Below are 22,128 nucleotides of genomic sequence, written 5' to 3' on the forward strand. Positions count from 1 at the left end.
AAGGAGGAATGGTTCATGAATAACAAAAATGGTTTCCCCGAATCTTTTATGTGGGGTGGTGCAACAGCGGCGAATCAATACGAAGGTGCCTGGAACCTTGACGGAAAAAAAGCGAGTACAGCCGATATGATGACAGGTGGAACCCATACGGTTCCCCGTCGGATAACGATAACGACTGAAGAAGGGGTACATTATCCTTCTCATGAAGCGGTAGATTTTTACCATCATTACAAGGAAGATATCCGTCTGTTTGCGGAGATGGGTTTCCGTTGTTACAGAATGTCCATCGCATGGTCCAGAATTTTCCCCAACGGGGACGATGTAGCGCCGAATGAAGCAGGGCTTCAATTTTACGACAATGTGTTCAATGAATTGAAAAAGTATAATATTGAACCCATCGTTACAATTTCCCATTATGAAGCACCGTTTGCTCTAACTGAGAAATTTAATGCTTGGGCTTCCAGAGAAATGATCGATTGTTATGTAAAGTATTGCGACGCCATCTTTAATCGTTACAAAGACGTGGTGAAGTATTGGATTACTTTTAACGAAATTAATAGCCTGATTGTTCCGGCAGGTGCATACCTGGCAGGAGCTCTGCTGGTTGATAAAAAAGGCGGCGTATTTAACAATACATCCGTAGACAGCACGCAGATGAGATTTCAAGCGCTGCACCATCAATTCGTGGCGAGTGCCAAAGCGGTCAAGCTTGCACATGAGATCAATCCAGACTTCAAACTCGGCTGTATGATCAATTACAGCCACGGGTATGGAAGCACATGTAAACCGGAAGATATGTTGCAAGCGCTAAGAATGGATCAAATCAACAATATGATGAGCAGTGACGTGCAAGTTAGAGGCGAATATCCTGACTTTGCGAAGAGGTATTTTGCAGAGAAAAATATCCACATTCAAATGGCTGAAGACGATCAAGAAGTTCTTAAACAAGGTTGTGTAGATTTCTATAGCTTTAGCTACTACAAATCTCATGTAGTAGGTACGCGACCAGAAGGGGATGAAACCCAAGGTAACGTTTTTGGTGGATACAAAAATCCGTATCTAGAAGCGACGGACTGGGGCTGGCAGATTGATCCGGTTGGACTCCGGTACGTGCTGAACCATGTCTATGATCGGTATCGCATTCCGATGATGATTGTAGAGAATGGCCTGGGAGCAGTGGATGTCGTTGAAGAGGATGGCACCATTAACGATACGTACCGGATTGAGTTTTTGCGCGCTCACATTGAACAGATGAGAGAAGCTGTCCGTGACGGCGTTAACCTGATCGGTTATACAGCCTGGGGTTGCATCGATATTGTGAGTGCCTCCACGGGTGAAATGGCCAAGCGCTATGGTTTCATTTACGTGGATAAAGATAACGAGGGCAAAGGCACACTGAAAAGAAGTAAAAAGAACAGTTTCTACTGGTATCAAAAAGTGATTGAATCCAACGGGGAAGATCTGGGTTAGGATAAAAAGTATCGTAGTGAAATAGCCTTCGGATATGATCATTGGTCACTGGCCTGGATATGGTCTATATGAAAATGTGTTGAAAAAAGCCGCTAATTGCTAGCGGCTTTTTTATTACGAACAGTAGGGACACAATCCGAATCAGGATAAGATATGACAGCGAAAAAAGACGAAAAAGCAGTTCATTTTCATAAATTCATTTAACAACGATAAAAGTTAGATTTCGATCTATAAAAAGCATTCAAAAAACTGCGCATAATATAAATTATACGCAGTTTTTATTTAAATCCATTTTCATCCTTCAGCATGGGTAACAGAACGTGATATTTTTCGTGCATAAAGGTCAAAATAAGCCATCTCCAAAAATAAATTTAATCATTCAACGCGATAACGTGTAGAATTCGATAGGTTTTTATAGGTGATGGATAAGATAGAACAAATGAGTTTTTCATAGAACAGATGAGAAATGTTATTTCGTCGTAGTTACGCGGCAACACATTCGAGATTCACCATGAAAGGAACATGCGTATGAGTAGAAATGAGAAAATCAGTGTGTTATTCCGTAAAAAACCGATTGCCAGCCAATCCAATGAAAGCGGTGTATTGAAGAGGGCACTTGGGGCCTTTGATTTAACGACGCTTGGTGTAGGAGCGATTATTGGTACAGGCATTTTTGTACTGACAGGTGTCGCAGCTGCCAAGTATGCAGGCCCTGGTCTGGTATTATCCTTTTTACTGGCGGGCATCATCTGTGCGTTTGCCGCCTTATGTTACTCTGAATTTGCTTCCACCATCCCGGCATCGGGAAGTGCTTATACGTACAGCTACACTGCATTTGGTGAAGTGATTGCGTGGATTCTAGGTTGGGATCTCATTCTGGAATATGGCTTTGCGAGTGCGGCGGTAGCCAGCGGTTGGTCAGGGTACTTCCAGACTTTATTATCCGGATTTGGATTGGAGTTGCCTCATGCATTAACAAGTGCTTTTAATCCGGAAAAAGGCACGTATTTTGACATTACAGCGGCTCTGATTACGTTAATGATTACTTTCCTGTTGACTCGAGGAGTAAAAGAAGCGGCGAGAGCGAATGGAATCATGGTAGGCATTAAAATTATCGTGGTGCTAATCTTCATCGGTGTGGGTGTGTTTTATGTTCAACCAGCGAACTGGCATCCTTTCTTGCCGTTTGGCTTCTCCGGTGTAACGGCGGGTGCAGCTACAGTATTTTTTGCGTATATCGGATTTGATGCTGTATCAACCGCAGCTGAAGAAGTGAAACGCCCGCAGCGGGATTTGCCGATAGGTATTATTGCATCCCTTGCCGTATGTACCGTCCTATATATTGTAGTATCTCTGATTCTCACGGGCATTGTGCCATTCAACATGTTAAATGTTAGTGATCCGGTTGCGTTTGCTTTTGAATTTGTTCAATTAAACGGGTTGTCATGGATTGTATCCCTCGGAGCCATTACGGGAATTACAACGGTCTTGCTCGTCATGATGTATGGTCAGACCCGTCTGCTCTATTCCATGTCACGTGATGGTCTATTATCTCCCGTTTTCTCCAAGGTAAGTGGTAAAAGTCAGACACCGGCAGTGGGTAGCTGGCTCGCAGGTATCATTGTTGCATTGTTCTCCGGCTTCATCTCTCTTGGCCATCTGGCAGAACTTACGAACATCGGTACGTTGTTTGCTTTTGCTGTAGTGAGTATCGGGATTATCGTATTGCGTAAAAATAACCCTGATCTCAAACGGGGTTTCCGTGTTCCGCTCGTGCCATTGATTCCGATTCTGAGTGCTCTCGGCTGTTTCTATTTGATGACTCGCCTTGCAGCTCTGACATGGATTACGTTTTTTGGCTGGCTGATAATCGGATTAATTATTTATTTTGCCTATGGTCGTCATCATAGTCATCTGAATCCACTTCGGCGGAAGTGAATTGAAAAATAAGCTTTGAATCTTTCCCTGCTCCCCAATCGCCAAGCGAAGGAGCAGGGATTTTTTTGTGCAACAATATAGGAGTCGTTGGTTAACAAGAGATGTTTAAAACTAACGATTAAAAGAAGTTTGCTGCGTTAAATTTGTCACTCACCTGGGTAAAGGATAAAGGAAACCTGCTGAGTGTATCAGCAGGTCGGGGTTGCGGATGAACCAAATATGAAATATATTTGGGGGTGTGATCTGCAACCAGAACCGAAGAGAGGGGTTAACGTATGAAAGAACCATTACATAACAATTTTAATGAACACTCGTCGCATTTTGGGTTTGCACTTGCGGATTCAACCGTTCTCGCTGAGGCGAAGCTGATCCTATCACAAGAGGATGAAACAGATAATCTGCAGTTGGACATCGATCCACAACGACATCTGGAGGATGGTCGCAAAGTTTCCGTGATCGCCCAGCTATTGCAGACACCTGTGCACCGTGAGGATGCTAATGTTCTGTATGGAGCCGAAATATCCTACGTACAATACGCGGTTCGTCTAACCGAGAACAGCAAGATTTCAATAGCTTCGATTCAAGGTATAAGTTATCCGATTGAACTTGATCTCGCACCTTATAAAGAGGGAGAATATGAGGTTCGCGTTGCTTTACACCGCAAAACACCCCGAATCGCAGAAGGTCCGTTAGAACCGGAACAGCTAGCGATGGTGAAATACGCACAAGTGAATACCGTACATATCACACTGTTCCCGGCAGAAGCCTCTATACTCGATTCACCTTCTGCAACATGGACTCGGAATCATCATGTGTTCGACTCCTATGGCCGAAGAGGATTTATCCTGGCGGATCTGGATCGTCTTGCGAAGCGAGTAGAGGAATTGCTTGGGCCAGGTAATCATAATTTAACTGAACATTTCACAGAAGGCCGACTGGATGTATTGCTTGAAGAGGGACTGATGCTGGTTGTATGGGGCATGACTCCGTGGTGTTACTCCCTGTATTCCCCACCAAGCGAGCAAGGTGCTTATGCATTACCATGGGACAAGCTTGGGGATGAACCTGAGCGGCAAGCGATATATCCGATTGATCCCAAAGTGCAGCAGTTAAGCATTGTTCCAGCGAATGAGCTGGCTTTTTGGGCGGATTGCATTCGCAAAGATTGGCCAGTTATTGATATTCCAGGCGAAGGTGAGACACTTCTTCTGGATCTGTATGTTCAGGTGGCGGAGTCGGTCAATGAGCTTCATGAAAATCCGATCCCATCGTTTGTGCTCACACGTCGTGAGGGCAAACCGGAGATGATTTTGCTGATGGCTGATGTTGTGATCGTCGAAGAGGTTGATTTTCCACTAAGTTAGGCGTCTGTGTCCTGCAAATAGTAAACCGATTTTGAAATAGAAATACATTGCATTCACGTCAGTCAGTATAGCAGGTCAATCAGTACATTTGAAGTCAGTGGAGGTGACAAGAGCAGGTGATCAATGAAGAGGTTCAGGAGCAATATGGGGATGAGTTGCAGGCCTTTCATATCTGGATGAAGGATGCCGGATACACCGGATATACGGTCAAATCCTACACGGGGGATGTAACGGAATTCCTTACTTCTATCCAAGGAAAATCGCTGGAGCAAGTGAAGAAGTTGCATGTGCTTGCTTTTCTGTCCCGTGCACGGGAGCGTGGCGTGAGTGATGCTACCCGGAACCGTAAACACGCGGCAGTCAACTGCTTCTACAAGTCACTCATTGAACTCGAAGTGCTGGCGAGCAATCCGGCTTCTGGCATCAAAAAGTCCAAAACCGAGAAAAATCGTGCTCCAGTCTTCCTGGACGAAGGAGGTTTGACACGCTTTTTGGCATCCGTCGAAGGGAAATATCGCACCCGCAACCTGGCATTGTTCCTGCTAATGGGTTATATGGGACTTCGGGTGGGAGAAGTGCATGCCCTTAATTGTAAAGACTACAACCCCGAGCGACGCACACTCGATGTGTTCGGAAAGGGGAGAAAATGGAGAACAATCCCGGTTCCTGAAACGGTTGCAGAAGTGTTATCTCAGGCTCTTGAAGAACGGCTGAATCCGTGGCGGGGCGAGAAGGAAGAGGCCCTGTTTGTATCGCAAAAAGGCAAGCGTCTGTCCATTCGTAGCATTCAACTCATCTCAACTGAAACCTTCGAACGCTTCCAGCAGGAAGCTCCTGTTCATCAGCGTCAAAGCTATTCCAGCCACAAGCTGCGTCATTCGTTCGCCACTATGATGTTGCGGCGCGGAGCTGATCTGCGCACGGTACAGGAACTGCTCGGACATGCCTCCATTCAAACGACAACGGTATACACCCATGTTACCAGCCGGGAAAAAGAAGAGGCGATGGCTTTGCTGGATGTCAAACTTCCGGTTAACGAAGTGATGAATTAGTACAAAACGAACGATATAAGTTGGAGAGAATCCAAAAAAATCTGGACAACAACACATGACACGCTAGGAGAGATGGGCGAGCATGAAGACGGGAAATCTTGCTTCGGATGATCAAGATCAGGCTGTTACACCAAACCGATGGCGGGCGCTGTGGGAAGTGCTTATCGTTGCTGCCAAGCTGGGACTGACATCCTTTGGAGGTCCGACAGCGCATTTAGGCTATTTTCATAACGAGTATATACGCAAACGAAAATGGATGGACGAGCAGAGTTATGCTGATCTAGTGGCGTTGTGTCAATTTCTCCCTGGACCAGCCAGTAGCCAGGTGGGAATTGGGATCGGTGTCATGCGTGCAGGTCTGCTTGGTGGATTGATGGCTTGGATTGGATTCACTCTTCCGTCCGTGCTCATATTAGTGGCGTTTGCGTTTATTTTAAAAGGTTACGATGTGGGCCATGCGGGTTGGATTAGCGGTTTGAAAATCGTAGCAGTGGTAATTGTTGCTCATGCCATTCTTGGCATGGCTCAGAAGCTTACCCCGGACAAAGTGAGGATTACCATTGCTGTGTTAGTGGCTACAGCGGCTTTACTATGGACAGTTCCATATAGTCAGATCATATTAATCCTGTTCTCAGGTTTCATTGGCTGGTGGATGTACCGCAATGTTCCGGTCACTCCAGTTATCAAAATGAATGTGCCCATCCGCCGTAGCTTGGCTGTGCTGTGTGTAATCACTTTTGCAGGTCTGCTTATCCTGTTGCCGATCCTGCGGCAGGCCATAAATATGGAGTGGATCGCTCTTTTCGATTCGATGTACCGAGCAGGTTCCATGGTATTTGGCGGGGGACATGTCGTATTGCCATTGCTTGAGCAGGAACTCGTACCTCACGGTGTAGTGAGCAAAGATGACTTTCTAGCTGGATATGGGGCAACACAAGCGGTCCCTGGCCCCTTGTTTACATTTGCCGCGTATCTTGGGGCAGTTTCGATGGGCGGAGCAGGAGCGTTTATTGCTACAATCGCTATATTCTTACCTGCATTTTTGCTCATTATCGGTGCGTTGCCCTTCTGGAATGTGCTTCGCGGTAATTCGCATATGCAAGGAGCGTTAGCTGGAATCAATGCAGGAGTAGTAGGTCTTCTGTTAGCCGCACTCTACCAGCCGCTATGGACAACAGCTGTATTGTCGCCTGCTGATTTTGCGGTGGTATGTATTTTGTTTGTACTGCTGAACTTCTGGAAATGCCCACCATGGATCATTGTTCTATTAGGTATCGTTGGAGGTATGATTGTCAATCAAATTTGAATTTTAGTTTCCGTCATTATTATTATGTAAACCGAAAATAATAAAAAGTTAAAGATTGAAATAATTAATGATAATCATGAATGAGCTGAGATTAAACGATAATCTTGTAAGGAAGTGGAGCGCCCAGTCACGTCATATCAAAAGACCATCCGGAACTCTATGCAGAGTTGTTGAATGGTCTTTTTTTAATGGATAAGTGTATATGTTATTCCAGTCCGGCAATCTGTTCTTTTAATTTGCTTGCAGATGCCTGAAAGGCCAATTTCTCGGTTTCATTCAACGGAAGCGGCAGAATTTCACGCACGCCATGGCGATCTACGACACAAGGAACACCCAGATATACATCAGAAACGCCGTTATAATCTTCAAGCAATGTGGAAACATTCAGAACGGAGCCTTCGTTACCCAGAATGGCAGCGACAATACGATCGAGTGCCAAAGCGATGGCGTAGGAAGTGGCTCCTTTGGCATTAATGATCTCGTAAGCTGCATTTTTGGTGCTGTTGAAAATGTCCTGTTGTGTTTCTTCGTCCAGTTCAAGGTCTGTTCCCGCAACGTTTGCCAGACTCCATACAGGCACCTCGGAATCCCCATGTTCACCGATGATGTGCGCGTGAATGCTGCGGGGGTCGATGCCTTTATTTTTACCGATCAGATAACGGAATCGTGCGCTGTCCAGCAATGTACCTGAGCCAATGACCCGGGAAGCCGGCCAGCCGCTTTGTTTCCAGGACGTATAGGATAAGATATCGACAGGGTTCGTAGCAATTAACAAAATACCGTGCGAGTTGACTTCGGTAATTCGATCAATGATGTCTTTGAAAATGCTTGCATTTTTCTTCAGCAGATCAATTCTAGTCTCGCCCGGCTTTTGTGAAGCACCCGCAGTAATGATGATGATATCGGCATCTTTGCAGTCGGAATAGTCACCTGCCCACACTTTAACGCCCCCGGTAAATGGTAAACCGTGGTTCATATCCAGCATTTCGCCGGTTGCCTTGTCATGATTCACATCCACAAATACCAACTCGGACGAACGCTGTCTGAGCATAAGCGTGTATCCCGTTGTTGTTCCTACCGCACCCATGCCGATAATAACGACACGACTGGGCTTCAATGCTGAACTTGTTGTCATAATCTTATCCTCTCCTTTTTGGGTATACTACCATCCATATTAAGGGATATGTGGAGATAAAGCGAGTTTTGTCTATAACTTTTTTCACAACATATCTCATTTTCCAAGGGGAATCCGCTAAAAAGATGGATAAATAGACTTCACATGATCCAAAAAAGGTCTACATATTGGTATTCAAGGACAATGATCGGCAAAAATATTCAACATTCGGCAGGTTCCCCAGCGGTGTGAGCCTTTAGGTCGAAGTTTGTGGTAGAATAGGAGCAGTGGATTCTGATGAATCGTAAATATAACTTCGTCACAGAGACATGCGCGTCTGTCTGATGAATGAGAGAGGTGGAACCCACTTGCGCTTGCAATGGAAAAAAATCGCGCAGACAGCAATGCTGTCTATAGGTATCATGATGTTGCTGGTTGCATGTACCAAAACGGAACAGCCGCCAGTTGCAGAACCTCAGGAACAGGATGACAGCGGTAACGTTGGTCAGACTCTTACTGTTGTACCCCCGGTAAACAATAACACCGAAGCAGCGGAGATGGCCAAATATCAGATTCAGACACGTTTGACCGATTTTCAACTCATTAATGATAACGGGGGCTTGGCCTGGGGAGTTACGCGTAATGCGCTCCGGCTCTATTACACTCAGGATCAGGGAAAAACGTGGACCAACATTTCGCCCTCAGAGAATGTGCAATTCCCGGCTAATCCGAAATATGGAGAAAGTATTTATTTTGTAGATCGTATGCATGGCTGGATTGTTCGAGAGGGGATGGGAGGCACAGATACGATTGTGCTACGTACCAATAATGGAGGCGTGAGCTGGAGTTTGTCTTCCTTGTCGAAGACGGATAAGGTAACAGCGATATCCTTTGTCTCTCCCGAGAAAGGCTGGGTTCTGACGACACTCGATACGGGAATTGGTAAACAGGACAAGAATCTGTATCGTACTCAGGATGGAGGTACAACTTGGGAGCGAATGACTTCCAGTGATGACAAGGATAAATCCCAAACGGGTGAAATTTCAAGACGTGGCTACACCACGGGCATGACGTTTTCGGACTCCAAGCATGGATTCCTGAGTGCCATAGAGTTCGGTACACCGAAGCTGTACGTGACATCAGATGGTGGCGAAGAGTGGCAAACGGGTTCTTCCTTTTTTGACCGGGATAAATTCAAAGCCTGCGGTAATTTCACGATCAGTGCACCTCAATTTTTTGGACGTGAAGCGAAGTCGGCCTGGATGTCCATGTCATGTGCCAGCGGAGAGAGCATAACGTTCAGCGGTTTCTTCACAGCTGATGGTGGCGTAAGTTGGAAGCCGTATTCATTTAATCTGGATAAGCAAACAGGGATTAACCGCAACCTGGCGCCTGTATTTCTGAGTCCATCGGAAGGTTGGGCGATGCAGAAGGGCATTATGTATTATTCGAAGGATACAGGCAAAACATGGACAGCCTACCCTACGAGCAGTGTGTTAGAAAAGATTTTCAAAGACTACCCTGAGATTGTGAAAATGCAGATGGTATCGCCGAAGCTTGGCTGGATCTTGGTGGAGAATACTGATGCCAAACGTTCGCTACTACTGCAAACTGTTGATGGCGGAGAACATTGGAAAGTACTTTAATATTGCTGCTTGGGAAAGTGTAAGGGGGAAATCTCGAATGAGGTTTTCCCTTTATTTTTATTTTATTTTTTTGATACATTGTGAAATTAATCACAAATAAATCATGAAGATGATGTTATATTTAACTCAAGAAGAAAAGGAGTGATGAAGATGAGAACCAACGGTCAAACTCAATTCACGCAGGCGGATGAATTAACAAGATACATGCTTCACTTATGCTACACATGTGACGACGCTAATCGTTGTACTACGGAAGAAGCAGTGAAAGCTTGCATGGCTGCACATGCAGAGACAGAGCAGCCGGAACAAGCGGAAGGCGTGGATGTAACCCGTGGATTCATGGACATGATGTACGCATAGTGAAAGAAAGTGGAGATGAAAATAGCGCTGTATCAATAAAAGCCCCCGGAAAGGGGGTTTTTCTTTTTGTAATAGTCACAGGAAGTTTACTTATTTTGCAATACAACAAGATAGTAGGGTGAGTAACCTTCGTTCCTTCTTTTGTAATCCAGTAAAAAATAAAAATGCAAGAATTTAGATGATATTTATAGATCAGCAAGTTAATGTTTAGACAAGTGAATAGAGAAGTATTAAGTTGGGATTATACATAAACACTTTAGGGGGATTCAGGTGAAAACAACATTGTTCAAAAAAGCTGGGCTATTAATTGCTTCATTTATGTTAGTAGCAAGTTTAGTTTCAAATGCTAGTGTAGGAGCAACTGTAGATTATAGCGGAGGGCTGTTAGACGGAAAAAAATTGTTTAATAGTGGTGGTCCTACAGGTGGAGTACTAACGGACACTGAGATGACAGATAATAATGAGAGCACTTCATTTTTGATTGCAAAATACACACAAGGACCATCAGGAACCTTTGATCATGTCAACTATGATTTTACAAATCCACAGACACTAAAAGCATATCGTTTAAAAACGGATCGGAGCAATGGTATTGTTATTGAGTTATATGACAACGCTGGAATCAAAATCAAAAGATTTGATATTGCCACGACAGATGGTTCATTAGTTGAGTTTCCTGAGATTGTAACAGGAGTGAGTAAAGTAAGCCTTGCTCACAGCGATACAAATCAACCGTTAAAAGTATATGAATTTAATGTGTATGACCAGATCCCTACTCCACAGCCAGAACCAGAACAACCGTCTGATAACCGTGCGATACTCGTCGTCATAATGACCACAGGTCTTGAAAAAGAATTCGACCTCAGCATGCAAGAAGTTAACAGCTTTATCAACTGGTATGAAACAAAACAAGCAGGTAGCGGAAAAGCTTCGTACGCTATTGATAAGCATGAGAATAACAAAGGACCCTTTAAAAGCCGCAAGGACTACGTCCTGTTTGATCGTATCCTGACATTTGAGGTAAGTGAATATTAATAAAGAGTGCTCCCTCAACTTAGGTTGATGGGGCTTTTTTTGTTTTATCAACGAAAATAAGATAGCATTGAAGAGAGACCATTGATAGGGAAGCACCACGGTCTTATTTTATTTTTAAGGAGTAAGAGGTCTTGATAAAGTGGTGCCTTTGAATATAAACTTCTATGTCACCATTGACGAACGGTTTATTCATGTGTTAGCTTCGTTTTACATGGAAGATGCAGGGATGCATGAGTGTATCTAGAAAAGAGGAATACATATGGCTATGATCGGCGTTATCCGCCACGGTACAACGGACTGGAATGATGAATACCGGACACAAGGGCATACCGATATCCCGCTCAATGCAGAGGGGAGAAGACAGGCACATTTGCTTGCTGACCGAATTCGATCGGAACAATGGCAATATATCTATTCAAGTGATTTGTCGAGAGCATTGGAAACGGCATCTATCCTTGGCGAAGCGAGTTCGATTGAAGTACGTGTGGATGAGCGGTTACGCGAGATGGACTGTGGCCAGATTGAAGGTACGACGGAGCAGGAACGTGTAGATCGGTGGGGTTATGGATGGTCCAAGCTGGATTTGGGGATTGAATCCCATGAATCGATTGTAAAAAGGGGAAGGCAGTGCCTTGCCGACTTAGCTAACCGGCATTCAGGTGAGAACATATTAGTTGTAAGTCATGGAGCATTTCTTAGCCTTACTATGAAAAGAATTCTTACTCATATGGATATCAGAGGAAATCTATTAAACACATCGGTAACTCACTTGCATAGCGGAACTCCTCGGTGGGATTGCTCGCTCTATAACTGTACTAAACATCTCACTTAGGTGGAGGAGGGAATCCCATGCAACTCGCAGATATTCCATCGAAGATATTGGGGCAGATTGGAACCGTACAGCGAATTACGTTTCCACGGCAAGGTCACACCTCTACCGTTGCCGTTCTGGAGACAGCAGATCAGAGATATGTAATCAAAAAAACAGAGCACGAACTCTACAATGCATGGTTGTCTGATGAATATGCCGCAATGCAGCTTCTTCAAGGAACAGGAATCCCTATTCCGAAAACGCATTCATTTTACATAGAGAATCAATCTAGATGGCTATTGATGGATTATGTGGATGGAATATCGTTGAGACAATTTCTTGCCGGTTATCCGCCTGAGAAAGATAAAGAAAAGGCGATTGTCAGCTTCGGACGTTGTTTGAAACAACTGCATGAATGTCCATGTCCGATCGAATGGCAACAGGTGGAGCACGCTTGGCTTGATCATATATTAACGAAAGCGGAGTATAATCTGGCTCATTATTCAGTAGACGGAACCGAAGAACTACTTGCTCATTTAAAAATAAACCGACCAGGCGATATGGCGCCCACCTTAATACATGGAGACTTCACTATCGATAATGTACTCGTCCATAACGGCGAAGTCGTGGGAATAATCGATTGGGCGGGCGCAACCTATGGTGATCCCCGGTATGACGTGGCTTTAGCCATTCGGCCAAAAACGAATGCCTTCGAGGATGAGCGGGATAAAGATATTTTTTACGATGCGTATGGCAAGCGGAGATTGACGGAGGAAGAGTATCGGTATTTCGAAGATGGAATATATAACTTTTTCTAAAAAGTGCACAAAAGTGAGACAGGGGCTGTGCCATGGAATTCCCGGTAATTATTGTAGATTTGGATGGAACCCTATTGAAGGCAAACAAAGAAGTCTCCGAGCGAAACGTAAAGGCGATTCAAGATTGTGCCCATCGTGGAATGAAATTCATATTTGCAACGGCGCGTCCGCCGAGGGCAGTGAAAGCTTTTTTGCCGGAAAAATTGCTGGAGCTTGGTTCATTTGTGTATTATAACGGCGCGTATACAAATTGCAGACATACTGGAAAACAAAATCACATTGGAATCACACCTGCGTTAACTGCAGAGGTTCTAGACTATTGTCTGGCATGTAATCCGAATCTGGACATTAGTTTAGAAGTGAGAGATGTATGGATGAGTTTGAAGCCTTATGATGCAGAGACAATCATGAAAGTAAAAGGGCAACCTATGGTCAGGTCTTTAATGGAGCTTAAACAGCAAGAAGCATCCAAGATCCTTTTCACAAGCAATCTGGACCGGGTGGCTTTTCAAGAACGCTTTGAAGGGAAATTAAACATATTGATCACGGATCAAGGTGAATTAACACAAGTCTCGGCGTTGAATGCATCCAAGGAACATGCCGTTTCTGTGATCTGTGACGCCATGGGTGTTGCAATGCAAGATGTGATGATGTTTGGGGATGATGTAAACGATATCGGTCTGTTTGATCAATGTGGTTGGCCTGTGGCGATGGGGAATGCCATCGAGGATTTGAAATGCAGAGCCAAAGAGATAACAGAAACGAATGAAAATGACGGGGTGGCTGTTATTTTGGAGAGACTTTGTCAGTAATGTCGTGAACGGATTGTGGAGGTACAGATTTATGAAATATAGCGTAAGAACAGCTGTCGCCAGGGACATCGCAGGACTCTGTTCTGTTCGAAACAACGAGACCTTATTCATGTCCTACATGAAACAGCAGGAAAATAAAGAAGTCATTGTGGCCCTTGCTGAAACCGAGGATGAGGGTAGCGTCATCATGGGGTTTGGAGTTCTTAAATTACAAGGAAAGCTGGTTCCTAAATTAAGCGATCTGTACGTTAAGGAAATATATCGCGGTCAGGGTGCCGGGTCAGCATTGATTCGGTATAGAGAAGAACGTGCGAAAGAATTGGGTTATAGCGAAATGTTTGTGAGCGTTGATCCTGTCGAAAATCCCAGAATGATCAAGCTGATCTCGAAACACGGTTATCATGCCATCTCTGAACCTTACTCCAAACAGGCTGTTTACTACAATGAAGATGGTTCAAGTTACGAGAAAACGTACATACGGATGGATTTGAAAAAGCAGCTGCTGTAGTGTTGGTTTGCTTGGCTCTGCGAAGTTGTTACTGTGCTTTTTGCGAGTAGCCGGATGACGCACAAGAATGTTGAAGGGTTGCGATGAGATGAACACAGGTGGTACTATAGGAACCCGAAATAATAGAATAGACGAAGTGTCACGTGTTATTCGCACAATGTCTCACGAAGGGTTCCCGGGTCAAGAAGAGGTGTGGATCCAACTTGTTGGTGTGTCCAGTTTCGCTTCCTTGCTTGCGACTCGAAGAGGAGTAAACCAGGAACTGGCCGCGATCACAGGTTTGCTTCACGGATGTTACCTTTACAGAACCGGGATCAATGTTTTCCCGGGTCCTAATAGCGCAGATACTGCAAGGCAGCTACTCCGGGGTTTACAGCTATTCAGTGAGGAAGAATTGTATATCATACTGAATTCGATTTTTGTTCAAGAGGCATGTCAGCAGGTTCAGGGGTCGTACGAAGAGATTTTAAAAGATGCGATCCTTTTACATATGAACTTCTCTCCTGTAAGACAGAGTTTAACGAAGACGAGGATGGAGAAGGTCAGATTACATCATATATTGCATGAGCTTGGAATGACGGTTGAGGTGGATGAAATGCATTCCACAGGCTCAACGGTAGAAAAACAGGATTACTGTGAACAAAGACGCTCAGCCCTTGCTGATGCTGCAGAAAAGTTAGCCAAGCAAAAGATTATCGGAGTTCCAGAGAATGAATACTTTCGGCAGATTTGCCAGTATTGGCCGGACCCCGATATTCACACGATACTTAAGTATAATTGGTGCGCGGCTTTTGTGTATCATTGCTGTATGCAGGTTGACATTAAGCTGCCTATTCGTTATCCCAACCGGACGTATCGTTTAGCTGGAGTTGGAGCATGGCTGGACTGGTCGAGATTACCTGAAACTGGATTTTTCTATCTTGATCAGGAAGATGGTTTCAAGCCAGAGCGTGGTGACTTGGTCGTATATGAAAAACTGCTGTCCGATGACTCGCATGATCATATTGGTATCGTTTTGTCTTGTGAGGGAGATTATTTACTCGTCGCAGAAGGAAACGTGGATAATCAGAACTACTCGGGCATCGTGAACAGATCCAGAGGTGACTGTATTCTTGGATACATTCGGATCAGTAATGACTACCAATTTCATTTCGAAGGGGAATATAGACCGATTTAAGATTTGAAGCTGGCTGGTAGCAGATGAAGGAGGCTTTAGAATAAACATCTGGGAGGATTAATTATGTTTAAACATGCCTTAGGCCGTACAGATACAGCGTACCTTTCGCTTTTTACATCCAACGACGCAGCAGCGTTATTTCAGTTAATTGATCGTAACCGGGAACATCTCGGAGCCTGGCTCAGGATTCCTGACATGACTTTGACTGAAGAGGATTCAGCCGGTTTTATTGAACGAACTCGTCTGCGTTACGCACAGGAGGAAGGATACTGGTTAGGGATCTGGTTTCGAGGCGAACTGGCGGGTTCGATTGGATATTGTGATATTGACCTTGAAAACAGGAAGGCTGAGATTGGTTATTGGCTGGGACAGGAATACGAGGGAAACGGACTCATCACGAAAGCAGTCAACGTACTGATTGAGCACGCTTTTGAGCAACTTGGATTAAATAAAGTGGAGATTGGTGCGGCAACGGACAATCGGAGAAGTCGTGCTATACCCGAGAAGCTGGGTTTTCAACGTGAAGGTGAGCTACGAGATTATGAGTTTTTGAATGGGAGATTTCTACATCGAGTGATGTACGGCCTAAGGACTGAGGAATGGCATTCTATCGATTCACAGCGAGATTAGAGCTTATAAGACGACAACAGGAGGAATATTCTAATGAGTAAACTACCTTTATTTGTAATCACAGGCGCGAGCGGTACGGGCAAAACAACGGTGTCATCCCATGTGCGCAAGCTTTTGCCTGAATTTGACGTCTTTGATATGGATATCATCAACAATGTCGATTGGCAGATTGCCAAAGAGAATTGGCTGCGCGTTGCTTATAGTATCTCATTAAGCGGAAGAGGTACCGTTCTATGCGGCACGATGGTACCCGAAAATATTGCATCTTCCAACTATATTGAACGATTTGATCGTATTCTTTACATTAACCTACATTGTGATGATGCTACGCGTGAAATGCGGTTGCGGGCAAGGGGCTGGGACGAAAATGCGATTGAAGATCATCGTAATTTTGCGAACTGGTTGTTGCAGAACGCGGATAAAGCCTTTGACCCGGCGATGCCAACGGTGGATACAACCGATTTGTCTTCTGTGGAAGCTGCAAAGCAAATTGAGCAGTGGGTCAGAGCAAACTGGTAGAAAAGTCGTATATCTGGATTACAAAAATCTTCAGAACGTAACCTTTATGGACGATTGGAGGATTTGCATGTTTCCTTTTCAAGTCATAAACGAGGGCACATCCAGACAGGCTCAGTGGTTATATAATCATTATGAGAACATTGTGACGTACAGTTTATTGTCCAGTGATTGGCAGGAGGAAGGTTCGAAATGATATTCAACATGATCTTATGGCTGGCAATCATCTGGTTAATTTATCGCTATTATAGTATTCCGAAGAAAGATCATATGTACAGCGTAAAAGTACCCTCTACATATTTCATTTCGTCTCCCAACAGGACGGAGGTACAGAAGAACGTCGAATGTGCTGCATTTTCCAGTGCATATGTGTTAAGACATTTTGGTATCGAATCCGAAGGAGATGAGCTTTATCGGAGGTATCCGCGCAAATTACTGGAGGGCACCTTTTATCCAAAAGCGATAATTGTGTTTTTCAAAAAACTCGGCTACTCTGCAACGTATTTGCGTGGTAATGTCACTACGTTAAGAAAGCAGATCAGTCGCGGCGTGCCTGTCATTCTGTTCATCAGGGTTCATTCGGACCGGCGATTTTTGCACTTTGTGCCTGTTGTCGGGTATGATGAAACTCATTTTTATCTGGCAGAGTCACTGGATTTCAAGCGGAATTGTGATGAAGCGCAGTACAATCGGAAGATTAGTATAGATGAACTGGAGTTGTTATGGAACACATGGCTGCCTTTCAGCCGCAACTCCTATATCGTGATTGACCCCAAACCTGATTCTTTAGATAAATCTGAGTAATAAATTGTGCTATAGAACGGTTGAAGCATGGCTGGGTTATTTTCAAGATCTAATCGATCGTGCTCCACCTGAGATATACGATGTAAATATTTCATCAGGTTAACAAGTTCTGTGTTCGTCCGCATATACATTACAGAAGACGGGTCAAGACTCCGGCTGTCCCAAGTATGAACGGAGGGGAGAGACATGGGCATTGAATCATCCTGGATGTTTGATTTGTTTGGAACCGTCTTTCCGGTGGCATTTGTCCTGATTCTGGGTATCGTGCTGTTATCAATGGGCAAAGAAGTATGGAGGTGGGGGCGCAACAATGCAGAGCCTCTGCTGACTGTACACTCTCGCATCACTAGCAGACGGGTTAAGATGAGCCAGTCGCCTTCCGAATCCGGCACCACAAATGCCGCACGAACATTGTATTACGTCACTTTTGAAGTAGAGAGCGGTGACCGCTTGGAATTCAAAGTGAATGGTGAAGAGTATGGTATGTGTGCCGAAGGGGATGAAGGACGGCTCTCCTTCAAGGGAACCCGGTATATTGGATTTGAACGCACGAATCGTCTGTACACTGAACGTTTACGAGGTTAAAAGAAGTTGAAAATGGAGTAGCTTGCGCCCGAATGGCGTAAGCTTTTTTTGACGGATTAGGGGACAAGCGTTTCTTAAAGGGGCGAACGTGTTTGTATATTAGTATAGAGTTAGTGGAAATCGATAAGAAATGAACAAGGTAATTAGTACATCAAATTAAACAGAGAGTCTTACCAGAGGAGGAATATGGTCATGTCATTTTCAGATCAAGTTGTTGTTGTCACGGGAGCGGCTCAGGGAATTGGACGAAGTGTGGCAGAAGCTTATGCGGTTGCCGGGGCTAGAGTCGTGCTTGCCGATGTTCAGGAAGCCGAGGGAGCGGCGGCAGCGGCCTCGATCCGCAATGAGGGCGGCGAAGCGATCTTTGTGCAGTGTGATGTGCGGAAAGAGCAAGATATTCAGCAGCTATTCGATACCACAGTGAAAGAGTTCAAACAGGTTGATGTACTGGTGAATAATGCTGGAGTGTCCAGGTGGGAATCGCCCTATGAGCTAACGGTGGACGAATGGGACGATGTGCTCAATACGAATGTTAGAAGCTGTTTTCTCGCAAGTCGGGAGGCGGCCCGGCATATGAAAAAAAATGAACATGGCGGCGCCATCGTAAATATGGCTTCGACCCGTTCACTAATGTCTGAGCCGAATAGCGAGGCATATGCCGCATCAAAAGGTGCAATTACAGCGCTGACACATGCGATGGCAGTCTCACTTGGTAAGGACCAAATTCGGGTCAATTGTATCAGTCCCGGCTGGATTGAGACTGGAGATGTGTCCAAACTCAAAGCGGAAGACCACGAGCAGCATCCATCCGGCCGGGTGGGGGTGCCGTCGGATATTTCAAGGGCCTGTCTGTATTTGTCCGACCCTGCTAATACCTTTGTCACAGGGACTAATCTCGTAGTTGATGGAGGCATGACCCGAAAAATGATATATGAGGACTAGAACCGGGACGTCGCCCCGAAGCCGGTCTTTCGATATCCCTCGAAGCTGGAATAAGCCCAAGTTAAGCACTTGGGCTTATTTGTTTTTGATAAGTCGGTTGCTATAATGAATGTGATTTTACAACAGAACAGGAATGGAGGGAGTGTATGTTCGGGAAAACGTCCCGGAAAGTATTTTGGCTGTTATTACTGATCGGAGGAATGATAATGATCGGGATCAAGTCACCTGCTACAGCTGAAGATGTGGATATACGGGCTGCCTGGGTATGGCAGGCACAGTCTGTTAAGAGTGCAGGAGATGAGCTGCTGGAAAATGCGGCTAAACATAAGATTAATCGGCTGTATGTAAACGTAGACACGACCATATCCAAAGAGGTGTATCGAGCATTTATTGCCAAAGCGGATCGTGAAGGTATTGCCATTGAGGCACTGGGTGGCGACCCTTCCTGGGGTGTTCAAGGCCGCGAGGGTCCGATGCTTCGATTAACTTCATGGGTGCAGGATTACAATCAGGCTGTGGAAGCAAGTGAACGTTTTGATGCAATCCATCTGGATGTTAAACCATACGTGTTGCCTGCATGGAAGGAAGACGCCAAACCATTGGTGCAATCCTGGATCAGTAATATGAAAATGGTTTTAAATCAGGCCAAACAGGATGGCGGAATAGCCGTGCATGTAGATCTGCCTTTCTGGCTCGATTCATACACGGTCAAGGGTGATCGTACAGCAGATGATGCAGATAACGAAGCATTGTCACACTGGTTTATTCAAAATGTAGAACATGTGACCCTGCTTGCTTACCGGGATAATGCACAAGGAAGTAACGGAATTATTCGTTTAATTGAACAGGAGATGCAGTGGGCAGACGCGAGCGGGACAAGTGTTACCGTGGGAGTAAACACCAAGCCGATGCCAGGTGAAGAGTTTACCAGTTTTGCGGGCAAAGGCTCAGCGCAGCTGGAGAATGCGCTCCAAGAGGTCGCAACTGCATTTCGGGAACATACGTCCTATGCCGGTTCAGCTGTCCATGATTTGACGTATTGGGGGGAACTGGAGCCAGGAGAACAGACACCGCCAGAGAAACCAGTGACCCCTCCTGCGAGTGCACCTGAAATTCGCGGCACTTATATCTGGGAGGCTTCACAAGTGACGGATGATGGCGGCGACCACATTCTGGCTTTTGCCAAGCAGCAAAAGATTAACTGGTTATACGTACGGCTTGATCTGGATCAGCGCTACTCCAGTTATCGCAGTTTTGTAAAAAGAGCGAAAGCTCAGGGGATCGAAGTTCATGCGATGGGCGGACATCCGATCTGGGGCAAAAAGGAGAATCGTCCTCGGATCAAACGACTGATCGATTATGTAAAAAACTACAATGCCGAAGTGGAACCGGATGAGCGGTTCGAGGGCATCCATCTGGATATCGAGCCTTATACGTTGCCCGAATGGGAGGCTAAGCGGAATACGTTGCTGACCGAGTGGGCATCGAATATTGCCTATTTCCAAGAAGAAACGAAGAAAGACAGCAACCTTGAAACCAGTGCGGATCTTGCGGTGTGGCTGGATACCTACCCGCTACCAGGAAAGGATATCTCTGTTACCGAGTTCATGATTGATACGCTTGATCATGTATCCTTGATGGCATTCCGTAACACTGCAGAAGGCTCTAACGGGATCGCTGCAGTCGTAAGTCAGGAAATGGAGATTGCAGATCGTCTGGGTAAACGACTGCTCATTTCCGTCGAAATGAAAGAAAATTTTGAAGGTACACATATTTCATTTCACGAAAAAGGAGCCGAGGAGATGGAGAGTCAGCTCATCAAACTGCCAGACCTGCTCTCTAAATACAAGGCTTACAAAGGCAATCTGGTCCATGCTTATGATTACTGGATTGAAGCCAAACCTTAACGGGTTTCATGAGCATAGTAAAATTTATTTGTGTTAGTTAGAAAAGGCTTTGGGACTTCACCTCGCGTGAGGTTCCGGGCTTTTTTTGTGGAAAAAATCTGGAATAGTGTCACCGAATAGGCTCCTGCACAATACGATGTACGGTGATGAACAGTTGCTGCATGGGAGGGATCAGTAAATGGCTGTAATTAAGGCCAACACGGAAGACGTCAGACTGCTGGCCAGATTGATGAGGGCAGAGGCCGAAGGAGATGGGCAGCAAGGAATGCTACTGGTAGGCAATGTTGGCGTGAATCGTGTGCTGGCGGACTGCCTGGATTTTGGCAACATTCGTGATATGAACCGCATGGTCTTTCAGAATCCGGGAGGCTTTGAGTCGACGCAGAAGGGATACTTCTATCAGCGGGCGAGACAATCCGAGATTCGGTTGGCACAACGGGTCATTAACGGAGAGCGTTTCTGGCCGGCGAGCAACTCGTTATGGTTTTTCAGACCAGTTGGAGATTGTCCGGCGACGTGGTATAACCAGCCCAACACGGGACGTTTCAAGGCGCATTGTTTCTTTAGTCCAACCGGGGAAGACTGTCCGGACGTCTATTAATCCATTACCAATTTTCATATTCAGGGAGGAATTATTGTGATTAACACACCTTATCAACCAACTCAAACTATGGGGCAACAAGCCAACTCCGTATTGGGCGCACAAGCCAATTCAGTATTAGGGACACAAGCGAATTCTCAAGTTCAGGGAACGGCTTACAAAGTCGGTAATGGCATGCCGTCGATGGCACCAACACCTGGTATGGTATCTCCTAGCTCCACCAGCGTACCGCCACTCGTATCCAGCGGAAGCCCAATGACACCGTCAGGAACGGTCGTTTCCACTACAGCTCCACAGTTTGAGCAATCATACATTGAAAATATTTTGCGTTTGAACCTGGGTAAATTCGGTACATTCTACATGACATACGAAGGAAACAAAGAGTGGAATGCTCGTATTTTCCAAGGGATTATCGAAGCAGCTGGACGTGACCACATCATTATCAGTGATCCTAAAACAGGCAGAAGAATCATGTTGCTGATGGTTAACTTCGACTATGCAACGTTTGATGAGCCATTGCTGTATCAATATCCTGGCGTTGTTGGCAACTATCCACAAGCGCCAAGCAGACGTTAATTCTCCGTTAATACCAACACATAAGTCTATCCATGCTGTCCTGACTGCAGTTCTCATCTGCAGACAGGACGGCTTTTGCATTTGTAGTCGAAAATAAAGTAACCTAATCAAGAGTTCAAGGCACTTACATATGAGAACACAAAAGTGAAGCAATAG

General features: G+C 45.2%; 23 protein-coding genes. 22 read left to right on the top strand and 1 reads right to left on the bottom strand.

The annotated features are described in order from the left end of the window. Positions 1–15 precede the first annotated feature (15 nt). From H7T88_RS16980 to H7T88_RS17000, 5 genes are all read left to right on the top strand, one after another. Positions 16–1,470: a glycoside hydrolase family 1 protein gene (locus H7T88_RS16980; RefSeq protein ID WP_154983495.1), complete on the top strand. Its 1,455-nt coding sequence runs from the start codon at positions 16–18 to the stop codon at positions 1,468–1,470. Between the two features lie 528 nt (positions 1,471–1,998). Continuing rightward, a complete protein-coding gene (bcaP, locus tag H7T88_RS16985) occupies positions 1,999–3,408 on the top strand; it encodes a branched-chain amino acid transporter BcaP (protein ID WP_221789435.1) in 1,410 nt (469 codons plus the stop codon). Positions 3,409–3,683: 275 nt separating this feature from the next. After that, positions 3,684–4,772 (top strand): hypothetical protein, encoded by a 1,089-nt coding sequence (locus tag H7T88_RS16990; protein ID WP_221789437.1) that lies wholly within the window; start codon positions 3,684–3,686, stop codon positions 4,770–4,772. A gap of 116 nt (positions 4,773–4,888) precedes the next feature. Further along, on the top strand, positions 4,889–5,824 hold the full coding sequence (locus H7T88_RS16995; protein ID WP_090916588.1) for a tyrosine-type recombinase/integrase: 936 nt from the start codon (positions 4,889–4,891) through the stop codon (positions 5,822–5,824). A gap of 82 nt (positions 5,825–5,906) precedes the next feature. Further along, positions 5,907–7,130, top strand: coding sequence for a chromate transporter (locus H7T88_RS17000; RefSeq protein ID WP_154983489.1), 1,224 nt, complete (start codon positions 5,907–5,909; stop codon positions 7,128–7,130). 205 nt (positions 7,131–7,335) lie between these two features. On the opposite strand, the gene H7T88_RS17005 is transcribed toward H7T88_RS17000, so the two are convergent. Then, positions 7,336–8,265, bottom strand: coding sequence for an L-lactate dehydrogenase (locus H7T88_RS17005; RefSeq protein WP_154983488.1), 930 nt, complete (start codon positions 8,263–8,265; stop codon positions 7,336–7,338). A gap of 347 nt (positions 8,266–8,612) precedes the next feature. Between H7T88_RS17005 and H7T88_RS17010 the strand changes: the two genes are divergently transcribed. The 17 genes from H7T88_RS17010 to gerQ all read left to right on the top strand — a co-directional run bounded on the left by H7T88_RS17010 (position 8,613) and on the right by gerQ (position 21,972). Beyond that, a complete protein-coding gene (locus tag H7T88_RS17010; protein ID WP_221789439.1) occupies positions 8,613–9,890 on the top strand; it encodes a WD40/YVTN/BNR-like repeat-containing protein in 1,278 nt (425 codons plus the stop codon). Between the two features lie 150 nt (positions 9,891–10,040). Then, positions 10,041–10,250: a hypothetical protein gene (locus H7T88_RS17015; protein WP_145331436.1), complete on the top strand. Its 210-nt coding sequence runs from the start codon at positions 10,041–10,043 to the stop codon at positions 10,248–10,250. 270 nt (positions 10,251–10,520) lie between these two features. Then, positions 10,521–11,285, top strand: a complete 765-nt coding sequence (locus tag H7T88_RS28770; RefSeq protein WP_312027629.1) for a hypothetical protein — start codon at positions 10,521–10,523, stop codon at positions 11,283–11,285. A gap of 259 nt (positions 11,286–11,544) precedes the next feature. Then, positions 11,545–12,117 carry a histidine phosphatase family protein gene (locus H7T88_RS17025; protein ID WP_221789441.1) on the top strand — a complete coding sequence of 191 codons (573 nt, stop codon included), beginning with the start codon at positions 11,545–11,547 and terminating at the stop codon, positions 12,115–12,117. A gap of 17 nt (positions 12,118–12,134) precedes the next feature. Continuing rightward, complete coding sequence (locus tag H7T88_RS17030) at positions 12,135–12,914, top strand: phosphotransferase family protein (RefSeq protein WP_221789442.1); 780 nt, start codon at positions 12,135–12,137, stop codon at positions 12,912–12,914. Positions 12,915–12,946: 32 nt separating this feature from the next. After that, the gene (locus tag H7T88_RS17035) at positions 12,947–13,726 is read left to right on the top strand and encodes an HAD family hydrolase (protein WP_221789443.1); all 780 of its coding nucleotides are present in this window, start codon (positions 12,947–12,949) and stop codon (positions 13,724–13,726) included. Positions 13,727–13,757: 31 nt separating this feature from the next. Further along, positions 13,758–14,234, top strand: a complete 477-nt coding sequence (locus H7T88_RS17040) for a GNAT family N-acetyltransferase (protein ID WP_221789444.1) — start codon at positions 13,758–13,760, stop codon at positions 14,232–14,234. A 136-nt stretch (positions 14,235–14,370) separates the two neighbouring features. Next, complete coding sequence (locus H7T88_RS17045) at positions 14,371–15,411, top strand: CHAP domain-containing protein (protein WP_312027630.1); 1,041 nt, start codon at positions 14,371–14,373, stop codon at positions 15,409–15,411. 63 nt (positions 15,412–15,474) lie between these two features. Continuing rightward, a complete protein-coding gene (locus H7T88_RS17050) occupies positions 15,475–16,041 on the top strand; it encodes a GNAT family N-acetyltransferase (protein ID WP_221789445.1) in 567 nt (188 codons plus the stop codon). 33 nt (positions 16,042–16,074) lie between these two features. Then, positions 16,075–16,560: an ATP-binding protein gene (locus tag H7T88_RS17055; RefSeq protein ID WP_221789446.1), complete on the top strand. Its 486-nt coding sequence runs from the start codon at positions 16,075–16,077 to the stop codon at positions 16,558–16,560. A 67-nt stretch (positions 16,561–16,627) separates the two neighbouring features. Then, complete coding sequence (locus H7T88_RS28775; RefSeq protein ID WP_260510967.1) at positions 16,628–16,753, top strand: hypothetical protein; 126 nt, start codon at positions 16,628–16,630, stop codon at positions 16,751–16,753. Beyond that, complete coding sequence (locus H7T88_RS17060; protein WP_221789447.1) at positions 16,750–17,361, top strand: C39 family peptidase; 612 nt, start codon at positions 16,750–16,752, stop codon at positions 17,359–17,361. Before H7T88_RS28775 ends, H7T88_RS17060 begins: the two co-directional genes overlap by 4 nt. Before the next feature lie 186 nt (positions 17,362–17,547). Further along, entirely contained in the window at positions 17,548–17,946 is a 399-nt protein-coding gene (locus H7T88_RS17065) for a DUF2500 domain-containing protein (protein WP_090916558.1), read from the top strand. Positions 17,947–18,138: 192 nt separating this feature from the next. Then, positions 18,139–18,888 (top strand): SDR family NAD(P)-dependent oxidoreductase, encoded by a 750-nt coding sequence (locus H7T88_RS17070; protein WP_221789448.1) that lies wholly within the window; start codon positions 18,139–18,141, stop codon positions 18,886–18,888. Between the two features lie 146 nt (positions 18,889–19,034). After that, complete coding sequence (locus H7T88_RS17075; protein ID WP_221789449.1) at positions 19,035–20,795, top strand: hypothetical protein; 1,761 nt, start codon at positions 19,035–19,037, stop codon at positions 20,793–20,795. Positions 20,796–20,973: 178 nt separating this feature from the next. Next, complete coding sequence (locus H7T88_RS17080; protein WP_154890391.1) at positions 20,974–21,396, top strand: cell wall hydrolase; 423 nt, start codon at positions 20,974–20,976, stop codon at positions 21,394–21,396. A 174-nt stretch (positions 21,397–21,570) separates the two neighbouring features. Beyond that, entirely contained in the window at positions 21,571–21,972 is a 402-nt protein-coding gene (gene gerQ / locus H7T88_RS17085; RefSeq protein ID WP_240037154.1) for a spore coat protein GerQ, read from the top strand. The last annotated feature ends 156 nt before the right edge of the window (positions 21,973–22,128 follow it).

The organism is Paenibacillus cucumis (ex Kampfer et al. 2016), assembly GCF_019748695.1.
Lineage (GTDB): Bacteria > Bacillota > Bacilli > Paenibacillales > Paenibacillaceae > Paenibacillus > Paenibacillus polysaccharolyticus.